This is a genomic window from Flavobacterium sp. GL_143 (assembly GCF_057834355.1).
Genome location: NZ_CM174401.1, coordinates 1,870,260 through 1,890,296, shown reverse-complemented (window position 1 = coordinate 1,890,296; position 20,037 = coordinate 1,870,260). Strand labels below are relative to the sequence as shown.

The window sequence follows — 20,037 nt, the reverse complement described above, 5'->3', positions numbered from 1 at the left end:
TGGGCGTGTTTCGCCGCAGCGAATCGGGCTATCCGTTCTTAGTCCTCGCACTTCCTTCGTCAGGCTGTGGGCTATCCTCTTCTATTCCTCACGCAAATTCGGTTTCATAAGAAATCTTTATATTTTCCAAGATCTTAATTATTCTTATATTATTTTCTTTTGTTCTATTCTCAAAAGAGAAGTCATTTGTTCGATCGCCATTTTATTCAATCGCAACACCCTTTCATCTTGAGTTAAGCCTAACTTTATTAATTCAGCATTCATGCTTTCAATATTTACCAAAATAATAAGTTGATGATATGTAGCTTCGTCTCTTATATTTCCTTTTACATCAGGATTCTGTATTCTCCATTGTTTTGCAGTAACTCCAAATAATGCAATATTTAAAACATCAGCTTCGTTTGCATATACAATCCCTTTTAATGTTTGAGCAATATCCTTAGGAATTAAATTTTCTTTTATTGCGTCCGTATGTATACGATAATTAATTTTAGACAATTCCCTACTTAAATTCCAATTTAAAGATAAGCGACTATTCTCATCCGTTTTTAACCTTTGATAATCCTTAATAATATATAACTTAAATTCTGCCGATACCCACGAGGCAAACTCAAAAGCAATATCTTTATGTGCAAAAGTCCCCCCATATCTGCCTGATTTTGAAATAATACCAATAGCATTTGTTGTATTTATCCATTTTTGGGGAGATAACGTAAAAGCGTTTGTTCCTGCTTCATTTTTAAACCTATCGAATTCGATAGGTTTAAAATTAGGATTATTTAATTGCTCCCATAATCCTACAAAAAGAATCGTATCTTTACTCCTAAGCCAATTATTTACAACAATAAAAGCATCATCTGCATTTTTAAATTTAGCAATATCCGTTAACGAAAGATAATCGTTGTCGTCACCAAAATGCAAAACAGCAACTTCAGCTCCATTAGCATTCAATATTACCTTTTGCTTAATTTTTTCCATCTATCTAATATTACCAATATTTCAATCTAATGCTTTTATTCTTCTTATTACAAACCTTGCAGGAAAACGTTACACCAACACCGGCGCAACTCTCGGTTTATAATCCTTCGCTATTTCAGCAATTAACTTAATATGTTCCGGCGTTGTTCCGCAACAACCTCCGATGATGTTGATTAAATTATCTTCTAAATATTCTTTGATGAATGCCTGTGTTTGTTCTGGTGTTTCGTCATATTGTCCGAATGCGTTTGGTAATCCTGCATTTGGGTGCGCCGAAACATTAAAACTGGTATGTTGTGCTAATGTTTTAAGGTATGGCTTTAACAAATCGGCTCCAAGAGCACAATTAAATCCTACACTTAATAGCGGAATATGTGATACCGAAATAAGGAATGCTTCAACTGTTTGTCCTGAAAGTGTTCTTCCTGAAGCATCGGTAATTGTTCCCGAAACCATGATTGGAATTTCGATATTACGCTCTTCTTTTACTTCTTCGATTGCAAAAAGTGCAGCTTTGGCATTTAATGTATCAAAGATGGTTTCTACCAACAGTAAATCGCAGCCACCATCCATTAAGGCTTCTACTTGTTGTTTGTACGCAATACGTAAATCATCAAATGTTACGGCTCTGTAACCTGGATCGTTTACATCGGGAGACATACTTGCTGTACGGTTTGTTGGTCCGATTGAACCTGCAACGAAACGCGGTTTATCCGGATTTTTGGCTGTAAATTCATCGGCTACTTCTCGTGCTAATTTAGCCGACTCGTAGTTTAATTCGTAAACGTACTCTTCCAGGAAATAATCGGCCATACCGATTGTTGTTCCCGAGAATGTGTTCGTCTCTACGATGTCTGCACCCGCTTCATAATAAGCGGCGTGGACATCGCGAATTGCTTGTGGTTGTGTTATGGATAGTAAATCGTTGTTTCCTTTTAAGGGATGTGGAAAGTCTTTGAAGCGCTCTCCACGAAAATCTTCTTCGGAAAAATTATAGCGTTGCAACATTGTTCCCATTGCTCCATCGAGAACGAGTATGTTTTTTTTAATTGCTTCTTGAATTGTTGACATGTTTTTTCTTTTCTTGCTATGACGCAAAGGCGCAAAGCTTTTATTAAATATTACCAAAAATTCACTATCATAGCTTTTTAGCCCCGAGTGCAGCGGTATCCTTTTTTTCTGGTCCCGAAGCCTCGGGATAGAAAAAAAGATATAGCGGAAAGCGGGAATGTTTTGGGCAAAAATGCGCCAATAATTCGCTTCTGATACTGAAATTTTATTCAGTTAATATCGATAAGTTTGTCAAGAAAAGTTTTGAGAAATACATTGCTGTATTATGTGTTATCTATCTTTAATACAGTAAATGTATAAAGTAGAATGTAGCACCTTCTTTATGATAAAGGGTTGCTAAGGTTTCAATGGGTCTATCCCTCCGCCTTTCGTGATAACTTTCAATAAATATATGAACAGTGCAAAGTAAACACATAGCGCTAACAATTGCAAGTGTTTTTTAAAGATTCTGAGGAACTAAGTTACTAAGGGTTTTAGGGTTGACGTTTAGCATCAAAAAATTAAGAATAAATTCTAGTAAGTTTAAAGATAATTAACATTCTTATACACCTGAAATTCTATTATTATCAATTTATAGCCCGCGGTTTCAACCGTGGGATACGGATCGTGATTATATATTGTGTTCCAGTGGTTGAAACCACTGGCTATGTTTTTAAATTATTCCCAAATGTTCTGAAAGATATGAACGTGTAATAAAACGAAATTGCCCTATATTATTAAAAAAAATAAAGCTCAAACTTGATAACAAGTTTGAGCTTTATATATAAAAATCTTAGTCCCTCAGAAACTTAGCTTCTTAGAGGCTTAAAAAACTAAACTATTGCTTTAACAACAGCTTTTGGAGCTTCTTTACGAGTTCCGTCAAATCCGTCTACTCCTGAAACGGTAGTATATTTAAGCACGTATTTTTTTCCTGGATTGATAATTTGGTATGCTGCCTGACACATAAGTGTTGCTTCGTGGAATCCGCAAAGAATCAATTTTAATTTTCCTGGGTAAGTATTAACGTCTCCAATAGCAAAGATTCCCGGAATATTAGTTTGATAATCTAATGCGTTATTTACTTTAATCGCATTTTTCTCGATTTCTAATCCCCAGTCTCCGATTGGTCCTAATTTTGGTGTTAATCCGAAAAGTGGAATAAAATAATCGGTTTCGATTTTACGGTGTGCTCCGTTTTCTTCGATATCTAATGATTCAATATGCTCTGCACCATTGATTCCGATAACTTCTGCTGGTGTAATTAATTTAATTTTTCCAGCTGTTTTTAATTCTTGTACTTTTTCTACAGAATCTAAAGCTCCTCTAAATTCGTTTCTACGGTGAATTAAAGTTACTTCTGAAGCTACATTAGAAAGGAATATACTCCAGTCTAAAGCTGAATCTCCTCCTCCTGCAATTACAACTCTTTTATCTCTGAACTTTTCTGGATTCTTGATGAAGTATTTTACTCCTTTATTTTCATAAAACTCGATATCTTCAATAAGTGGCTTACGTGGCTCAAAACTTCCTAAACCTCCTGCAATAGCTACAACTGCTGCATGAATTTTTGTTCCTTTATTTGAGGTTACAATAAAACTTCCGTCTTCTTGCTTGTCTATTGTTTCAGCACGCTCTCCTAATGTAAAACCAGGTTCGAATTGCTTTATTTGCTCCATTAAGTTATCTACCAAATCTCCTGCTAATACTTCTGGAAATCCAGGGATATCATAGATAGGTTTCTTAGGATATAATTCTGAAAGTTGCCCTCCTACTTGAGGTAAAGCATCTAGTATATGGCATTTTAATTTTAGCAATCCTGCCTCAAAAACGGCAAATAAACCAGTTGGACCAGCTCCTATTATAAGTATGTCTGTTTTAATCATTTTATTATTGTTTATAATCATTCTTAATAAATACAAAGAAACAAATAATTTACACTATTTTCAATGATTTTTATCATTCATTTCTTCCTTTGTCCAAAAAAAATTACTGTGTATTTTTTAGTGAAGCAGTAATCTCATTCATTTTTTTAACCTTATCTTCAAAATTCCCCTTTAAGGTTTTTCGATATTCGTTAAGGTTTTCTACCATCTGGTTGATATCTTCGGGAATTATTTCTTCGAAAAATTCTCGTAGCCTTTTGGCAGTGGTCGGTGATTTACCATTTGTCGAAATGGCAATTTTTACATTTCCTTTGGTTACGATTCCACCTAAGTAATAATCACATAATTCGGGGGTATCGGCAATATTACATATGAGATATCTTTCTGTAGATAAATCGTATATTCTTTTGTTAACCGATAAATCGTCGGTACAGGCAATAACCATATGCCTCCTTTTAAGCATTTTCTTTTTGAACTTTGCCTTTGTTAGCGTTAGATTATACTTCTCTGCCAAGATTTCTATCTCTGGCAAAAAAGTGGTTGCAACAACCTCAACATTGGCATTAGGGCTTGATTTTAATAAAAAGGAAAGCTTCTCTAATCCAACATTTCCACCGCCTACAATAAGTACATTAAGCTTATGCAGTTTTAAAAAAATGGGATACAATTCGTTTCTTTCCATTATAATCGTATTTGGCTTGATACAAATTCTTCGTAAAATCCTTTTAATTTGGTACTTTCTCTAACTACTTCTCCAATGATAATAATAGCTGGTGAACCTAGTTTGTTTCCTGCAGCGATTTCTTGGATTGTATTTATCGTTCCTACTCCTACTTTTTCCTCTGGAGTTGTTCCGTTTTGAATAATCGCTATCGGTGTTTCTCCCTTTGATTCTTTTTGGAATAAAGCTACTATTTGCGATAATTTACTCATCCCCATCAGGATAACTACTGTTGCAGAAGATTGTGCTGCAAGAGCAACATCTGATGATAATTTTCTATCAGAAGTTGTTCCTGTAATTGCCCAAAAACTCTCTGAAACTCCTCTTTTGGTTATCGAAATTCCCTGATAAGCAGGAACTGCAATTACCGATGAGATTCCGGGTACTACAAAAGTAGGGATTCCAAAACTCTCTACGTATTCTATTTCTTCGCTTCCACGACCAAATACAAATGGGTCTCCACCTTTTAGTCGCACTACATTTCCATAAGTTAATGCGTTATCAACTATCAATTGATTTATCTGATCTTGTGTGTAAGCATGATTCCCTACTCGCTTGCCAACAAAAATTCGGATTGCATTTTTAGGTGCATATTCTAAAATTTCTTCATTTGCCAAAGCATCGTACAAAACCACATTTGCCTCAGCAAGTGCTTTTACACCTTTTAAAGTCATCAAATCTGGATCGCCCGGACCTGCTCCGACTAAAGTTACTTTGGGTTTTACTGTATTAAGCATTAGCTAAATCTTTGGCTCTATATTTTTCTATTGTATCAAAAAAAGCAATTCCTTCTTGTATATATTGTTTTGCAAATGCTTCTGAAGGTTCTACTTTATTAATTTGGTATACCAATTCTTTAAAAGTTGTTGGCAATTCAATTTTAGAAGTTGCTACAAAAACAGTATCAAACAAATCAACAATTCCTGCGTGATTATTTGTTTTTTCATCTTCTGAAAGTAATAATGCTTTTGCTCCATTTACAAATCCTGCATAGGCATGGTAAATAGCATCAGACCATTTATTTTCGTCGAATGATTCTTGTGCAAACGTTAATTTGTCTTTAGCTTCTAATAATAAAGTAGCAACTAAATCGATAACAACACCGGCACATTCTCCTACTCCAACTGCTTTTACATAGTTGTCGGCATTACCCCAATCTACAAAATCAGCTTCGGTTAAATTAGTCACATCTGCGAAAGGCTTTAAGATTTCGTAGAAATATTTTTCTCCTTTTAAGTCGTAATAATTCAGGAATTTTTCTCCGTTTGCATTGGCATCAAAGTCATTTAAGATAGTACGCAAAGCATCTGGTCCTCTACGGCTTGGAATCTTAATTACTTTATCGGCAAAACGTCCTGCTCCATTTCCTAATTTTCCTCCTCCCAATAAAACTTGTAACGCTGGCGCTACTAATTTTCCTGAGTTAATTGACATTCCCTGAAACCCGATTGCTGACATATTGTGTTGCCCACAAGCATTCATACAACCACTAATTTTTATTTCGATTTCATGGTTATTGCTATACTGAGGATATTCAGCATTTAATACTTTTTCTAGTTCTTCGGCAATTCCGGTACTACTTGCAATCCCAAGATTACAAGTATCTGTACCCGGACAAGCTGTAATATCGGCAGTAGAATTATACCCTAGATTTACAAAACCTAATTTGGCTAATTCCTGATAAAAGAAGGGCAGATTCTCTTCTTTTACATGACGTATTACAATATTTTGACGCAATGAAAAACGTAATTCATTTGCTGCATAATTCTTAATCAAATCAGCTAATAATCTAGCTTTATCAGTATAAAAATCTCCTAATAAAACTTTGATTCCGATAGCATAATATCCTTCTTGTTTTTGAGCAATTACGTTTGATTTTTTCCAAGCTTCATACCCTTTACTATCTTCAATAGTAACCGCTGGAACTGGTAATAATGTTTCTGGAATTGGTGCTTCAAAAGCTGTTGTATCTATTTCATAAGTTTCAAAAGCAATTGCTTTTTTCTCTTGTTCAACCAAATCCATAAAAGTATCTCTACCTATTTCTTTGATTAAAAACTTCAAACGTGCTTTCATTCTTTTTGCACGTTCTCCGTATCTGTCAAAAATACGAATTACACCTTCTGCTGTTGGAATGATTTGGTTTGCAGGTACAAATTCCGAAAGTAATTCGGCATGTGCTGGTTGTGAACCTAATCCTCCTCCTAACATTATTTTAAAACCACGAACGCCATCTACAACTTTTGGAATAAATCCTAAATCGTGTAAGTAACTCAAAGCAGTATCTTCATCTGATGATGAGAACGAAATTTTAAATTTACGTCCCATTTCCTGACAAATAGGATTTCTTAACAAGTACTGAAACAAAGCGTGTGCGTAAGGCGAAACATCAAATGGTTCGTTTACATCTACACCCGCCAATTCGCTTGCTGTAATATTACGAACGGTGTTTCCACAAGCTTCACGCAAGGTAACATCGTCTTTGGCTAAATTTGCCCAAAGCTCTGGAGTTCTGTCTAAACTTACATAGTGAATCTGAATGTCCTGACGTGTTGTAATATGTAAACGTCCTGTAGAATATTCATCAGAAACTTTAGTAATACGCACTAATTGCTCGCTGGTAACTTTACCAAAAGGCAATTTAATACGAATCATTTGAACGCCTTCCTGACGTTGCCCGTAGATTCCACGTGCTAAACGAAGACTACGAAAACGTTCATCATCAATTTTTCCTCCACGGAATAAATGAATCTTTTTTTCTAAATCGATAATCTCTTTCTGAACTATCGGATTTTCTATTTCTGTTCTAAAACTTTCCATTTCTTTTTAATGCTTTAGGCTTTAGGCAATAAGCTGTAGGCTTTCTTGCGTACCTTGTTATACGTTTTTTGCTAAAAGCTTACAGCCTAAAGCTTATTGCTTACAGCAGTGAAACTATCTAATGAATCCAACTCCTGCAGTTGTATTTGTTGCGGTATCAATAAGGATAAAAGCTCCGTTTGATTTATTGTCATTGTAAGCATCAAAATATAAAGGCTTGCTTAATTTAATACTTACTTCACCAATTTCGTTTATTGCTAATTGAGTTGCTGGTGTTGTTCCTGAGTAATCGGTTGCGATTGTATTTTTGATACTTTCTACTTTTGCCAACACTCTGTTTGTATTATGCTGAACGATATATTTTGTTCCCGGAACTAACTTTTTAGAATCCATCCAACAAACTGTTGTTGTGATGTCTTTTTCTATTTTTGGAAGTTCTGTTGATTTTACAATCATATCTCCTCTGGTAACATTGATATCATTTTCTAATTCAATTGTGATTGATGAACCTGCAATTGCTTCATCAAATTGTTTATCAAAAAAGTGAATGTTCTTTACTTTAGATTCTGTTAATGAAGGTAAAACTGTTACTGCATCTCCTACTTTAATTGAGTTTCCGTATAATTTACCTGCATATCCTCTAAAATCGTGATACTCTTCGGTCTTTGGACGAATAACTGTTTGAACTGGAAAACGTGCTTGTCCTTTTTCAAAAACATCTGTTGGCTCTAAAGCTTCTAAATGCTCCAAAACAGTTTGTCCATCGTACCAAGGCATATCTTTAGATTGATCAACTACGTTTCCACCGTTGATTGCACTTAGTGGAATATAACTTACGTTTTGCTCCTTAAAAGTACTTTTGGCGTTTAATGCCTGAAAATCAGCTTTGATTTTATTATAAACTTCTTCAGAATAATCTACTAAATCCATTTTGTTAATCGCTACAATTACCTCTTTTACTCTCAATAAATTATTGATAAAAAAGTGGCGGTATGTTTGCTCGATTACTCCTTTTCGAGCATCAATCAAAATGATTGAAACTTGCGAAGTCGAAGCTCCTGTAACCATGTTACGTGTGTACTCAACGTGACCTGGAGTATCGGCAATAATGTAACTTTTCTTTGCTGTCGAAAAATAAATATGAGCTACGTCAATTGTAATTCCTTGTTCTCTTTCGGCTACTAAACCGTCAGTTGCAAGTGAAAAGTCTAAGTAATCATATCCTTTTAATTTACTGCTTTTTTCTATTGCTTCGATTTTATCTGTAGTCAATGATTTTGTATCATACAACAATCTCCCGATTAAAGTACTCTTTCCGTCATCTACACTTCCTGCTGTTGCTATTTTTAAAACTTCCATTTTAATTTTTTGTTTAAAGTTTAAAAGTTTAAGGTTCCCTAAAAAAACCTTCATATAAACTCTTAAATCTGAATATTTTATTTACTTTTCAATCCGCTTAAGTTCCCCCTTCGGGGGTTAGGGGGCTTAAAAGTATCCTTGTTGTTTTCTTTTCTCCATTGCTGCTTCAGAACGTTTATCATCGATTCTGGCACCTCTTTCAGAAATTGTCGATGTTCTGATTTCTCCAACTACTTCTTTAATTGTTGCTGCATACGATTCAACGGCTGCTGTACAACTCATATCTCCAACGGTTCTAAAACGAACGATTCTTTCCTCAATTTGTTCGTCTTCTTCCTGATATACATAAGGAGAATGTGACCAGATTAATCCATCTCTCAAGAAAACTTTACGTTTGTGTGAAAAATAAATAGATGGAATTTCAATTTTTTCTTGTTCTATATAACTCCATACATCTAGTTCTGTCCAGTTTGAAATAGGAAAAACACGTACGTTTTGTCCATTTTCTATTTTTCCGTTCAAAATATCAAATAACTCTGGGCGTTGGTTTTTCTCATCCCATTGACCGAAATCATCACGAACTGAGAAAATACGTTCTTTAGCTCTTGCTTTTTCTTCATCTCTACGCGCACCACCAATGCAAGCATCAAACTTAAATTCTTCGATTGCATCTAGAAGTGTTGTTGTTTGTAAGCTGTTTCTACTAGAATATTTTCCAGTTTCTTCTACAACTTTTCCTTCGTCGATAGCATCCTGAACATTTCTTACGATTAATTCTAATCCTAACTCTGCAACCAATTTATCTCTAAATTCTATCGTTTCAGGAAAATTGTGTCCTGTATCAACGTGCAATAGCGGAAAAGGAATTTTCGCAGGAAAGAATGCTTTTTGCGCTAAACGCACTAAAGTAATCGAATCTTTACCTCCTGAAAAAAGTAAAACCGGTTTATCAAATTGAGAAATTACCTCTCTAAAAATGTATATCGCTTCACTCTCTAAAGCATTTGTTTTTAATACTGAACTCATTGTTTTTTTGTTTCAAAGTTTAAAGTTTAAAGTTTAAGGTTTTGATCACCTCATCTAAAACTCATAACCATTATTGTTTTTTATTCTATTCTCTTGCCTCTAGGCTCTCTATTCTTTCTTAGCGCTATGCAAACCACATTCTTTATGGCTCGATTCCCACCACCATCTTCCGGCTCTAATATCTTCGTCTGGCAAAATTGCTCTCGTACATGGCGCACATCCTATACTTACAAAGCCTTTTTTATGTAATGCGTTTTGAGGTACGTTGTGTTCTTGTAAATAATCCTCAACTTCTTGTAATGACCATTTTAATAATGGATTGAATTTTATTATTTCGAAGTTTGCATCGTATTCGAACAATTGTAAATCATTTCTGTTTTCCGATTGTTCGGCTCTTAAACCTGTAATCCAAACCGAGTTTCCTGACAAGGCTTTTCTTAATGGAACTACTTTACGGATAAAACAACATTCTTTCCTATTCTCTACCGAATCATAAAAACTATTCGGTCCTTTTTCTCTCAATAAACTCTCTACTGCAGTTGCTTCTGGAAAGTAAACTTCGATATGTTTTTTATATTTTTTTAATGTTCTATGAAAAACATCGTATGTTTCCTGAAACAATCTTCCTGTATCTAATGTAAAAATGATAATTGCGATATTATTTTTAGCAATAAAATCGGTTATAACCTGATCTTCCTGACCAAATGAAGTCGAGAAAACGACTTTGTCTTTGTATTCATTAGCCAAAAATTCTAATGTTTCTTCCAGAGAAAAATCTTTTGTTTTAGCTAATAAAGATGTAATATTTGTTGTGCTCATATTCTTGATATTTCTAAAAAATTATTACAATAATTTAGATAATGTTTTTAAACTCAAAAGGATAATTAATATTCCTACTGCCACCATCATAGGTTTTCTTTTAATTTTATTTACTAAAAAAGCAGCAAGAGGAGCAGCAATTACGCCACCTAAAATCAAACCTATAATAACTTGCCATCCGTGGATTCCTCCAAAAAGCATGAATGTAACACCACTTGCAAATGAAACTGCAAACTCGGCTGCATTTACCGACCCAATTGTATAACGAGGATTTCTACCTCTTCCTAACAATGTCGAAGTTACGATTGGTCCCCAACCTCCACCTCCTACAGCATCCATAAAACCTCCAAAGGTTGCTAAGATTCCTAGTCGCTTGGTTTTCTTTTTAATTATAGTTTTATTTAATGCTTTTCTGATAATTATTACTGCCAGTACAATCATGTAAACCGCGATAAAAGGTTTTATAACATCTCCATCAATTACATCCGACAGTAAATATGCTCCTGTAATTGATCCTAAAACCCCTGGGATCAATAAATTCTTAACTAGTTTTTTATTGATATTTCCAAATCTATGGTGTGATATTGCTGATGCTCCTGTTGTAAACATTTCTGCTACGTGAACTCCTCCACTACTAATAACTGGAGAAACTCCATAAGCCAATAAAAAAGATGTTGATGTTGCTCCGTAACCCATTCCTAACGTTCCATCTACCAATTGTGCAAAAACTCCAATTAAGAAAAATACTAAAAATTCCTGATTAAATCCATCTAGAAAGCCTTCCCAAGTAAATTCTGCATGATGATTATAAATCAATACTGAAATCAAACCTAACAATAATGCGGCAGGAATTATAACCCATAATTGTTTTGAAAACGATCCACCTGATTTTATTGCTACGGTATCCAACTTCAGTTCTTTTTCCATACACCTAATTATTCTTTTTTACTTTTAAAATCCATTACCCTATCGGCTTAGTAGATTACAATGCAAAATTACTACTTATTTCTAAATATCAAAATAAATTTTAATTTTTTTACATCGCTAATTGTCTTTAAGTTACATCGTAATACGCTTTAAAGAATTCTAAGAATCATCATTGTGTATTATAAATAATGTTTTGTTATCTAATTGTGATATTTTTCTTAAAGTCTACCATATCTATAGGATTATCGTGAAATTGTTATTATTTTTACCCAAATTTTATTTATGGATTTCCAAATAGGTCTTGTAATTGCAGGTTTAGTCGTTGGTTTTATAGTGGGATTAACAGGTGTAGGAGGTGGCTCTTTAATGACTCCTATTTTATTATATTTTGGAATTCCTCCAACAACAGCAGTTGGTACCGACTTACTATACGCAGCTTTTACCAAAATGGGAGGTGTATTTGTACATCATAAAAAAAGCAATATAAATTGGTCTATAACTGGCTGGCTTACTTTAGGTAGTGTTCCTGCTGCTTTATTAACTTTATGGATATTAAACAGCATTAAAACAGATATTACAACCATAAATGCAGTTATAAAATATAGTTTAGGCTGGGCATTGCTTTTTACTTCTATTGCAATTTTATTCAAAAAGAAATTATTAGTATACTCTCAAAAACACGCTGGCGATAAATTTCACAGCGAAAGCGATACACAAAACATGTTAACCGTTGGAATTGGCGTATTACTTGGAGCAACCGTAACATTAACATCAATAGGTGCTGGAGCTTTAGGTACTGTTACTTTATTTTTCCTCTACCCACTTTTACCTACACCACGTTTGGTAGGTACTGAAATTGCTCATGCTGTGCCTTTAACTCTTGTTGCAGGAATAGGACATGCTTCAATGGGTAATTTAGATTTAACTTTATTAGCTCAGTTATTAATGGGATCACTTCCGGGAATCTTTATAGGAAGTATGTTAAGCGGAAAAGTACCAGATTCGTTACTTAGAAATGCTATTGCAGTAATGCTTTTTTTAGCTGGATATAAATTGATTTTTTAAACCAAATCTAAAAGACATAAAAAAGACCATTTCAGAATCTGAAATGGTCTTTTTTATTATAGTATATAGAACAGGATTAACTAAAACGCAATATCTGCAAGTGAATTATTCTCTAAAACTTTCAAAGTATTATCTCTTACTTCTGTCATTAAACGCCTTGCTGCACAAGTGGTTTCATCATCACAATCATCACATTTTTCATAAAAGTTATGACTCGCACACGGAAGTAATGCGATAGGTCCTTCGAGAATACGATATACCTTTGCCATGCTAATATCTTTTGGGTCTTTTATCAAGTAATATCCACCACCTTTACCTTTTTTAGCTCCAAGAAAACCAGAGTTTCTAAGTAGCAACAAAATACTTTCCAGAAATTTAATCGAAATATGCTCGCTTTTAGCAATTTCAGCAATTTGTACAGGCTCGTTATTTTCTCGCCTGGCCAAATATGTTAAAGCCTTGATTCCGTATTTAGTTTTCTTTGAAAGCATTTTTTATTTTAGATTTTAGAATGTAAATTTTAGATTTCTGCTAAAATGTACTACATATTTTTCTACAACAAAAATATACTTTTTGAGTGAACAATTACAAAAGAATAAAAAATGATGATTAACGATTCTTTTTCTGATGAAATATATCAAATAAAAAATCGTTAATCACCATTCAAAATTATTTAAGAAAGCGCTTGCTCTAAATCGGCAATTACATCTTTTACAGTTTCTAAACCAACAGATACACGCACTAATCCTTGTGTAATACCAACTGCTAATTGATCTTCTTCAGACAATTTACTGTGAGTTGTCGATGCTGGATGCGTAACAATTGTTCTTGTATCACCAATATTAGCCGATAGTGAACATAATTTTATTTTATCCAGAAACTTTCTACCAGCTTCTATTCCACCTTTTATTTCAAATGCAATAATATTACCTCCTAAAAGCATTTGCTTTTTGGCAATTTCATATTGTGGGTGCGATTTTAAGAACGGGTATTTTATGCTGTTCACATTTGGGTGTGCTTCTAGAAACTCAGCAACTTTAAGTGCATTCTCGCAATGTTTCTCTACACGCACAACTAATGTTTCTAAACTTTTAGATAAAATCCAAGCATTAAATGGTGATAAAGCAGGTCCCGTATTTCTTGAGAACAAATATATCTGTCTGATTAAATCCTCGTTTCCTACTGTTACTCCACCCAAAACACGTCCTTGACCATCGATTAACTTAGTAGCAGAATGTACTACCAAATGTGCTCCATGTTTTATAGGTTGCTGAATATATGGCGTTGCAAAACAGTTATCAATAATTAAAATCAAGTTATGTTTTTTAGCAATTGTTCCAAGCAATTCCAAATCGATTACATCTACACCAGGATTTGTAGGCGATTCAGCATACAATATCTTTGTATTAGGCTTGATAAAACCCTCAATAGTTTCAGGTTTATTGATATCAAAATATGAAGTTTCAATATTCCATTTTGGAAAATAAGTCACAAACAAGGCATGAGTTGAACCAAAAACACTGCTTGCTGAAACAATATGATCTCCCGCATTTAACAAAGCTGCAAAAGTAGAATACACAGCTGCCATTCCTGTTGCAAAAGCATAACCTGCTTCGGCACCTTCCATTTTGCAAATTTTATCTACAAATTCGGTTGTGTTTGGATTACTAAAACGGCTATAAATATTTCTATCTTTCTCTTCTGTAAAAGAAGCTCGCATATCTTCAGCATCTTCAAATACAAAACTTGATGATAGGTACAATGGCACCGAATGCTCTAAATACTGTGATCTTTCTAATTGCGTTCTTATGGCTTGGGTTTCAAAACCAAATTCTTGTTCGTTCATTTTATTTTTTGTTTTTGTAAAGAGCTATTACACAAAGATTCTCAAAGGCATTTGATACAATCTTAAACTAAACAGTTCTTTTACTATTTTATAATAGCTAGTCAAAGAATTATCTCATCCTCTAATTGACTAATTTTCTAATTCCTATAATTCCTCGTTGTTCAAAACCACTTTATATTTTATTGTGGCTGTAGGCTCGACAGTTTTACCAACTGAGCAATATTTCTCGAAAGAAAGTTGTGCTGCACGTTGCGCTTTTTCAGGATTAATATCTCCTTCCAGATAAAAAACCACAAAGATTTCTTTAAAAGGTTTTGCCTCTCCAATTTGAACACGAGTTCCTTCGACCTCAGCATTAAATGAAGTGATTTCCTGACGTTGCTTCTTCAAAATCGAAATCATATCTATAGCGCTGCATCCTGCAACTCCCATCAATACTAATTCCATTGGGCTTGCACCTAAATCGCTTCCGCCAAATTCGGCTCTGCTATCTACATCAACTACATGACCACGTTCATTTTTGAGCTTAAAATGAAACGCGTCGTTTACTCTGTTTAAGGTTACTTTCATGTTTTTTGTTTTTATTTTATTTTGCTTTCGAAAAAGCTATTTTTATTGCCATTGAAGTTAAAACTCCAGCCATAAACCATTTTTGAACTTTTAACCATGTTGGCTTTGTTGCAAAAAAGACTGCCATTCTTGATGCTGTTAATACAATTACAAAGTTTACAGTAAAACTTATGGTCGCCTGAGTGATTCCTAATTGCAAACTTTGCGTCATTATTGAGCCATGCTCAGGTTTAATAAACTGAGGAAAAAAGGATAAATAAAACATTGCTATTTTAGGATTTAGAACACTAGTTAAAAACCCAATACCAAACAGCTTACCCGGTTTATCAATTGTTAATTTATCGTTTACTTCAAACATATTTTTCCCATTTGGCTTAATTGCCTGAAAAGCCAGATACAGAAGATAAGCAACACCCAAAATTTTCAAGATTAAATACGCAAAAGGAACTGCAAATAAAAGAGCCGTTATTCCAAATGACACCAATACGATATGAAATAAAAATCCAAATACTATTCCTGTTAACGAAATTATCCCAGCCTTTTTACCTTGAGTAATCGACCTTGAAATCAAATAAAGCATATTTGGCCCCGGAGTCAATACCAGAAGAAATGCAGCTATCATAAAACCTATAAGCTCATTAAATGGTACCATTTTTTGTTTATTAAATACTGATTGCACGAATCTTCAAATGCAAATTCAGCTGATTATAATTTATTCGAATGTTCGTCTTCTTTAGAAAGATAAAAGTGATTCCCTTATTTATCTTTTTTGTCTAATTTATTCCAATATTCTAGAATTTTGGTCTTATATATTTCACTCAAAGAATCAAAATTAGAGGAGAATTTATCTGTTCCAAAATTATCCGAGACACTTGATTCTATAGTGTAAAGCTGGTCTTTTTGCGAAAAGATTAAATGAACTGATTGTTGTTTAAAATCAGCATCATAAAGTCCGTAAATAAAAAGAGCATCAATACTTTTGTCTTTATCAAAATCCCAAAATGCTTTTCTACTTCCCCAAGCCGATATGATTCCGTTATGGTTTACTTCAATAATAGATTTTACTATCCATTTGTCGCCCACTTTTGTAAACCTCTGAAAATACATTTTATCTGGATTTGCATTTTTTTCAATCTTAGAAAAAATAAATACATTATCCTCGTTTCCTGGAGAGTTAACCTCATCTATTTGTATCGCTCTAACTCCTTTGTATGGAAAAACTTCTTGTGTATAACTGTCTTTGTTTCTAACAATACTCGAAACTTGCGCAGTAATAACGTTTGTAAATAATAACAGTAAAAAAAGTTTTTTCATTTTTTAAATATGTGATTTTAATAGTTCTCGTGAATTATTCTTTATCCGACAATCTCAAAACATCTCCAAAAACACCTCTTGCTGTCACTGCCGATCCTGCTCCTGCTCCTTGTATTACGATTGGTCTGTCTCCATAAGATTCTGTGTAAATCTCGAAGAAAGAATCAGAACCTTTTAATCCACCCAAAGCTGTATCCGAAGGTACCGAAACTAATTTTACTTCCAGAACTCCTTTGTCGTTTTGCAAATCGCCAGATAATTCACCTATGTATCTTAATACGTGATTTGGTTTTTGTTCGTTTTTAATCTTGTCATAAATTGGGTCAAACTCTTTTAGTTTAGTCAAGAAATCGGTAACGTTTCCTTCACGTAAATGTTCTGGAATTAAATTCTGAATAGAGATTTCTTCAAACTCATTTTGTAAATCTAATTCTCTAGCTAAAATTAATAATTTTCTTCCAACATCATTACCACATAAATCCTCACGTGGATCTGGTTCTGTATATCCGTTATCGATAGCTTCTTTCAATATTTCACTAAACGGAGCGTCTTTGGCAGAGAAATTATTAAATAAATAACTCAACGTTCCAGAGAAAACGCCTTTTATCTTAGTGATATTCTCTCCTGAAAGGTGTAATAATTTTATTGTATCAATTAATGGTAATCCTGCACCAACATTGGTTTCATACAAATAGTTCTTTTGATTGTCTGCCAATGCTTTTCTAATTTCTTTATAAAAACCATAACTAAGTGTATTAGCTACTTTATTTGACGAAATCAAATCAAAACTACTTTCTACTAACGAGATATAATTTTCAACGAAAGTCGCGCTTGCCGTATTATCAATCGCAATTAAATTCTCTAAGTGATTCTCATTTGCGTAAGCGATAACATCCTTAATTGTATAAGCAACTCCGTCGTTTTCGATATCTTTTTTCCAATCTGCAGAAACTCCTTTTTTATTTAAAAGCACTTTTTTAGAATTGGCAATAGCAAAAACATTCAGCTTAATATGTTTACGTTTTTCGATACTTGCAGCCGAAGCTAAGATTTGATTTATCAAAGTTCCACCAACTAATCCGTGACCGAAAATAGCAATATTGATTTTCTTTGAAACTCCAAAAATCTCTCCGTGAATTACATTTAAGGCTTTATGAAGTTCTGATTTTTTAACTACCAAACTCACGTTTTTACCCGTAACGGTATTATTAAACAAAATCGGAACAATTTTATTCTTGATTAATGCAGTATATGGTTTATGGAATGTACTTAAATCTTGTCCTATTATCGAAATTACCGAAACATTATCGGTTACTGTAATCTGGTTAACATCTTTAGAATAAAAATCGTTTTCAAACTCTTTTTCCAGTTCTATCATTGCTGTTGTTGCTTTATCTGTTGCAACTACAAGTCCGATTCCTCTTTCTGATGAACCTTGCGAAATAATACTTACACTAATATCATTATCTCCCATTACTTTAAAAATACGAGCATCGACACCAGCTTTACCAAGTAATCCTCGTCCTTCAAGATTAACCAATGATAAGTTCTCTAAAACTGAAAGTGTTTTAATTCCTTCTTTAGCAGAATCTGATGTAATTAATGTTCCGCGGTTTTCGTGATTAAATGTATTTAAAATACGAAGCGGAATACTTTTTTCAATTAACGGAATAATCGTTTTTGCATGCAAAATAGTAGCACCAAAATTAGCCAACTCGTTTGCTTCGTTAAATGATAAATATTCAATCTTTTTAGCATCACTAACTAAATCAGGATTTGCTGTATAAATTCCGTCAACGTGCGTAAAATTCTGAAGTTCTTCGGCATCAAGATAATTTGCTAATAATGAAGCTGTATAATTACTCCCATTTCTGCCTAAAGTTGTTGTCTCATTACTATTATTTGAACCAATAAATCCTGTAACAATATTTACAGTTGAACCATTATATTGTTTAAAATAGTTGATTACATTTTTCTTAGACAATTGTTCTAGAAGTTGTGCATCACCAAATTTAGAATCTGTTTTAAGTAGTTCTCTAGAATCGGCAAAGTTCGCAGGAACACCTTTATCCAGCAAAATTGAAGTCAATAATTTAGCCGAAAGCAATTCTCCTTTGGAAAGAACCTGATCTTTTATCTTCTTGCTGTAATCGCCAATTAAACTAACTCCTTCAAAAAGTTTATCCAAAACACCAAACTCTTCCGAGAAATCAACGTTTGAATACTCTGATATCTGGTATGTTTTAAAACTCTCTAATAACGGCTTGTAATTTCCGTTTTTAGAAGCAATTGTTAATATATCTTCTAGTTCATCTGTTGCGTTACCACGAGCAGAAACTACTACGGCAATTTTCTCACCTTGATTTATTTTATCAATAATTATAGAAACTACTTTATTAAGTCCTTCTCCGTTTGATAAAGATTTACCTCCAAATTTTAATATTTTCATCTTATTTGTGTTGTATTTTATGTTGCTCTAAAAAATAGATGCAAGCAAATTATCTAATTGTTTGTACTCGATTAAAAAAGCATCATGTCCGTGAACAGAATCTATTTCGCTATATGAAACATTTTCTTTGAACTTTTTTAATTCCTGATAGGTTTCCTGATTTTCTTTTGCACTAAAAAACAAGTCCGAATTAATCCCTATGATATGGATATGGGCAGTTGTTTTTGATAATAATGTTTCAAAATCGGCTGTATTCCTTGTAATATCAATTGTTTTAAGCAACTGATTCATTAATTTATATGATGAAATTTGATACCTTTTTTGAAGCTTTTTCCCATGATGTCCCAGCCAGCTTTCTACATTAAAAATAGCTAGTTCATCATTTTTAGTTCTCTGAAATTTTTCTTTAAAAGATTCTGGCGAGCGATAACATAACATGGCATGAATTCGCGCATCTTCTATTGGTCTTGAAGAATTGTTTAGGATTTGCTCTTGCAAATAGCAATTTGCAATTAACCAATCGGTAGATTTCCAATCGGTTGCAATAGGTATTAAATGTTTAGTGATTTGAGGTTCTAATGCCAAAATTTCCCATGCGATACCACCACCTACAGAACCGCCTATAATTGCATATAATTGATTGATTTTAAGAAACTCAATCCCTTTTATGAAAATTCGGGCAACATCTCTGGCGGTAAAATCTGTATGGTTTTCAATCGAGATTCCGTTATGTCCATTTCCTGGAACATTAAAAGCTAGAATTGTATATTTTGCAGTATCAATGGTTTTATTATCACCAATTAAATCATTCCACCAACCATTCTCGCCCGTAACCTGAGCGTTTCCTGTTAATGCATGATTTACCAAAACTATAGGCGCAGTGTGCAACGGTAAACCAAAAAGTTCATAACTTAGGTTAATCGCATTATACGAAGCGCCACTTTCGGTGACAAAATTCTGTAATATAATCGGGATGGTTTTATTTTCCAATTTCAAATCTTTTGTAATTTTTGATTTGTACATGGAAATATTAAAAAGAAAAAACTAGAGCTATGCTAGAGAAATTCTTTGTGTTATCTTTCCACGTTGGGCGTGGTAGAATGCAGCACCTTCTTCGATTTATCGAAGGGTTGCTAAGGATTCATCGGGTCTAATCCCTCGTCCTTTCTTTATAACATTTCAATACGTTTTTGAACTTAATGGCACA

General features: G+C 33.7%; 18 protein-coding genes and 2 riboswitches. Of the genes, 1 reads left to right on the top strand and 17 read right to left on the bottom strand.

The window, feature by feature from the left end; translation table 11 throughout:
- Nucleotides 1-144 precede the first annotated feature (144 nt).
- The 10 genes from AC3IPI_RS08150 to AC3IPI_RS08105 form a co-directional block, all read right to left on the bottom strand.
- Entirely contained in the window at nt 145-978 is an 834-nt protein-coding gene (locus AC3IPI_RS08150) for a KilA-N domain-containing protein (protein WP_489158302.1), read from the bottom strand.
- A 69-nt stretch (nt 979-1,047) separates the two neighbouring features.
- Complete coding sequence (locus AC3IPI_RS08145; RefSeq protein WP_489158300.1) at nt 1,048-2,049, bottom strand: homocysteine S-methyltransferase family protein; 1,002 nt, start codon at nt 2,047-2,049, stop codon at nt 1,048-1,050.
- A gap of 267 nt (nt 2,050-2,316) precedes the next feature.
- A riboswitch (SAM riboswitch) is annotated at nt 2,317-2,429 on the bottom strand.
- 432 nt (nt 2,430-2,861) lie between these two features.
- Nucleotides 2,862-3,914 carry an NAD(P)/FAD-dependent oxidoreductase gene (locus AC3IPI_RS08140; RefSeq protein WP_039112562.1) on the bottom strand — a complete coding sequence of 351 codons (1,053 nt, stop codon included), beginning with the start codon at nt 3,912-3,914 and terminating at the stop codon, nt 2,862-2,864.
- A 103-nt stretch (nt 3,915-4,017) separates the two neighbouring features.
- The gene (locus AC3IPI_RS08135; RefSeq protein ID WP_489158298.1) at nt 4,018-4,596 is read right to left on the bottom strand and encodes a precorrin-2 dehydrogenase/sirohydrochlorin ferrochelatase family protein; all 579 of its coding nucleotides are present in this window, start codon (nt 4,594-4,596) and stop codon (nt 4,018-4,020) included.
- The gene (gene cobA, locus AC3IPI_RS08130) at nt 4,596-5,372 is read right to left on the bottom strand and encodes a uroporphyrinogen-III C-methyltransferase (protein WP_489158296.1); all 777 of its coding nucleotides are present in this window, start codon (nt 5,370-5,372) and stop codon (nt 4,596-4,598) included. The genes AC3IPI_RS08135 and cobA overlap by 1 nt, the downstream gene beginning before the upstream one ends.
- Nucleotides 5,365-7,455 carry a nitrite reductase gene (locus AC3IPI_RS08125; protein WP_489158294.1) on the bottom strand — a complete coding sequence of 697 codons (2,091 nt, stop codon included), beginning with the start codon at nt 7,453-7,455 and terminating at the stop codon, nt 5,365-5,367. Before AC3IPI_RS08125 ends, cobA begins: the two co-directional genes overlap by 8 nt.
- 114 nt (nt 7,456-7,569) lie before the next feature.
- Nucleotides 7,570-8,814 carry a sulfate adenylyltransferase subunit 1 gene (locus tag AC3IPI_RS08120; protein ID WP_039112457.1) on the bottom strand — a complete coding sequence of 415 codons (1,245 nt, stop codon included), beginning with the start codon at nt 8,812-8,814 and terminating at the stop codon, nt 7,570-7,572.
- 126 nt (nt 8,815-8,940) lie between these two features.
- Nucleotides 8,941-9,840 carry a sulfate adenylyltransferase subunit CysD gene (gene cysD / locus AC3IPI_RS08115; RefSeq protein ID WP_035619812.1) on the bottom strand — a complete coding sequence of 300 codons (900 nt, stop codon included), beginning with the start codon at nt 9,838-9,840 and terminating at the stop codon, nt 8,941-8,943.
- 108 nt (nt 9,841-9,948) lie between these two features.
- Complete coding sequence (locus tag AC3IPI_RS08110; protein WP_489158292.1) at nt 9,949-10,659, bottom strand: phosphoadenylyl-sulfate reductase; 711 nt, start codon at nt 10,657-10,659, stop codon at nt 9,949-9,951.
- A 24-nt stretch (nt 10,660-10,683) separates the two neighbouring features.
- The gene (locus AC3IPI_RS08105) at nt 10,684-11,586 is read right to left on the bottom strand and encodes a sulfite exporter TauE/SafE family protein (protein ID WP_039112459.1); all 903 of its coding nucleotides are present in this window, start codon (nt 11,584-11,586) and stop codon (nt 10,684-10,686) included.
- 282 nt (nt 11,587-11,868) lie between these two features.
- On the opposite strand from AC3IPI_RS08105, the gene AC3IPI_RS08100 reads away from it, so the two are divergent.
- Nucleotides 11,869-12,651 (top strand): sulfite exporter TauE/SafE family protein, encoded by a 783-nt coding sequence (locus AC3IPI_RS08100; RefSeq protein WP_489158290.1) that lies wholly within the window; start codon nt 11,869-11,871, stop codon nt 12,649-12,651.
- Nucleotides 12,652-12,731: 80 nt separating this feature from the next.
- Here the strand turns inward: AC3IPI_RS08100 and AC3IPI_RS08095 are convergent, their stop codons facing one another.
- From AC3IPI_RS08095 to AC3IPI_RS08065, 7 genes are all read right to left on the bottom strand, one after another.
- Nucleotides 12,732-13,142 (bottom strand): RrF2 family transcriptional regulator, encoded by a 411-nt coding sequence (locus tag AC3IPI_RS08095; RefSeq protein WP_035619819.1) that lies wholly within the window; start codon nt 13,140-13,142, stop codon nt 12,732-12,734.
- A 182-nt stretch (nt 13,143-13,324) separates the two neighbouring features.
- Entirely contained in the window at nt 13,325-14,497 is a 1,173-nt protein-coding gene (locus AC3IPI_RS08090; RefSeq protein ID WP_489158288.1) for a trans-sulfuration enzyme family protein, read from the bottom strand.
- Between the two features lie 144 nt (nt 14,498-14,641).
- On the bottom strand, nt 14,642-15,067 hold the full coding sequence (locus tag AC3IPI_RS08085) for an OsmC family protein (RefSeq protein WP_039112462.1): 426 nt from the start codon (nt 15,065-15,067) through the stop codon (nt 14,642-14,644).
- A 16-nt stretch (nt 15,068-15,083) separates the two neighbouring features.
- On the bottom strand, nt 15,084-15,719 hold the full coding sequence (locus AC3IPI_RS08080; RefSeq protein ID WP_039116907.1) for a LysE family translocator: 636 nt from the start codon (nt 15,717-15,719) through the stop codon (nt 15,084-15,086).
- Between the two features lie 104 nt (nt 15,720-15,823).
- Complete coding sequence (locus AC3IPI_RS08075; RefSeq protein WP_489158285.1) at nt 15,824-16,381, bottom strand: hypothetical protein; 558 nt, start codon at nt 16,379-16,381, stop codon at nt 15,824-15,826.
- A gap of 34 nt (nt 16,382-16,415) precedes the next feature.
- Nucleotides 16,416-18,830, bottom strand: coding sequence for a bifunctional aspartate kinase/homoserine dehydrogenase I (gene thrA, locus AC3IPI_RS08070; RefSeq protein ID WP_489158283.1), 2,415 nt, complete (start codon nt 18,828-18,830; stop codon nt 16,416-16,418).
- A gap of 27 nt (nt 18,831-18,857) precedes the next feature.
- The gene (locus AC3IPI_RS08065; RefSeq protein ID WP_240474695.1) at nt 18,858-19,820 is read right to left on the bottom strand and encodes an alpha/beta fold hydrolase; all 963 of its coding nucleotides are present in this window, start codon (nt 19,818-19,820) and stop codon (nt 18,858-18,860) included.
- Between the two features lie 80 nt (nt 19,821-19,900).
- Nucleotides 19,901-20,008: riboswitch (SAM riboswitch) on the bottom strand.
- Nucleotides 20,009-20,037 lie beyond the last annotated feature (29 nt).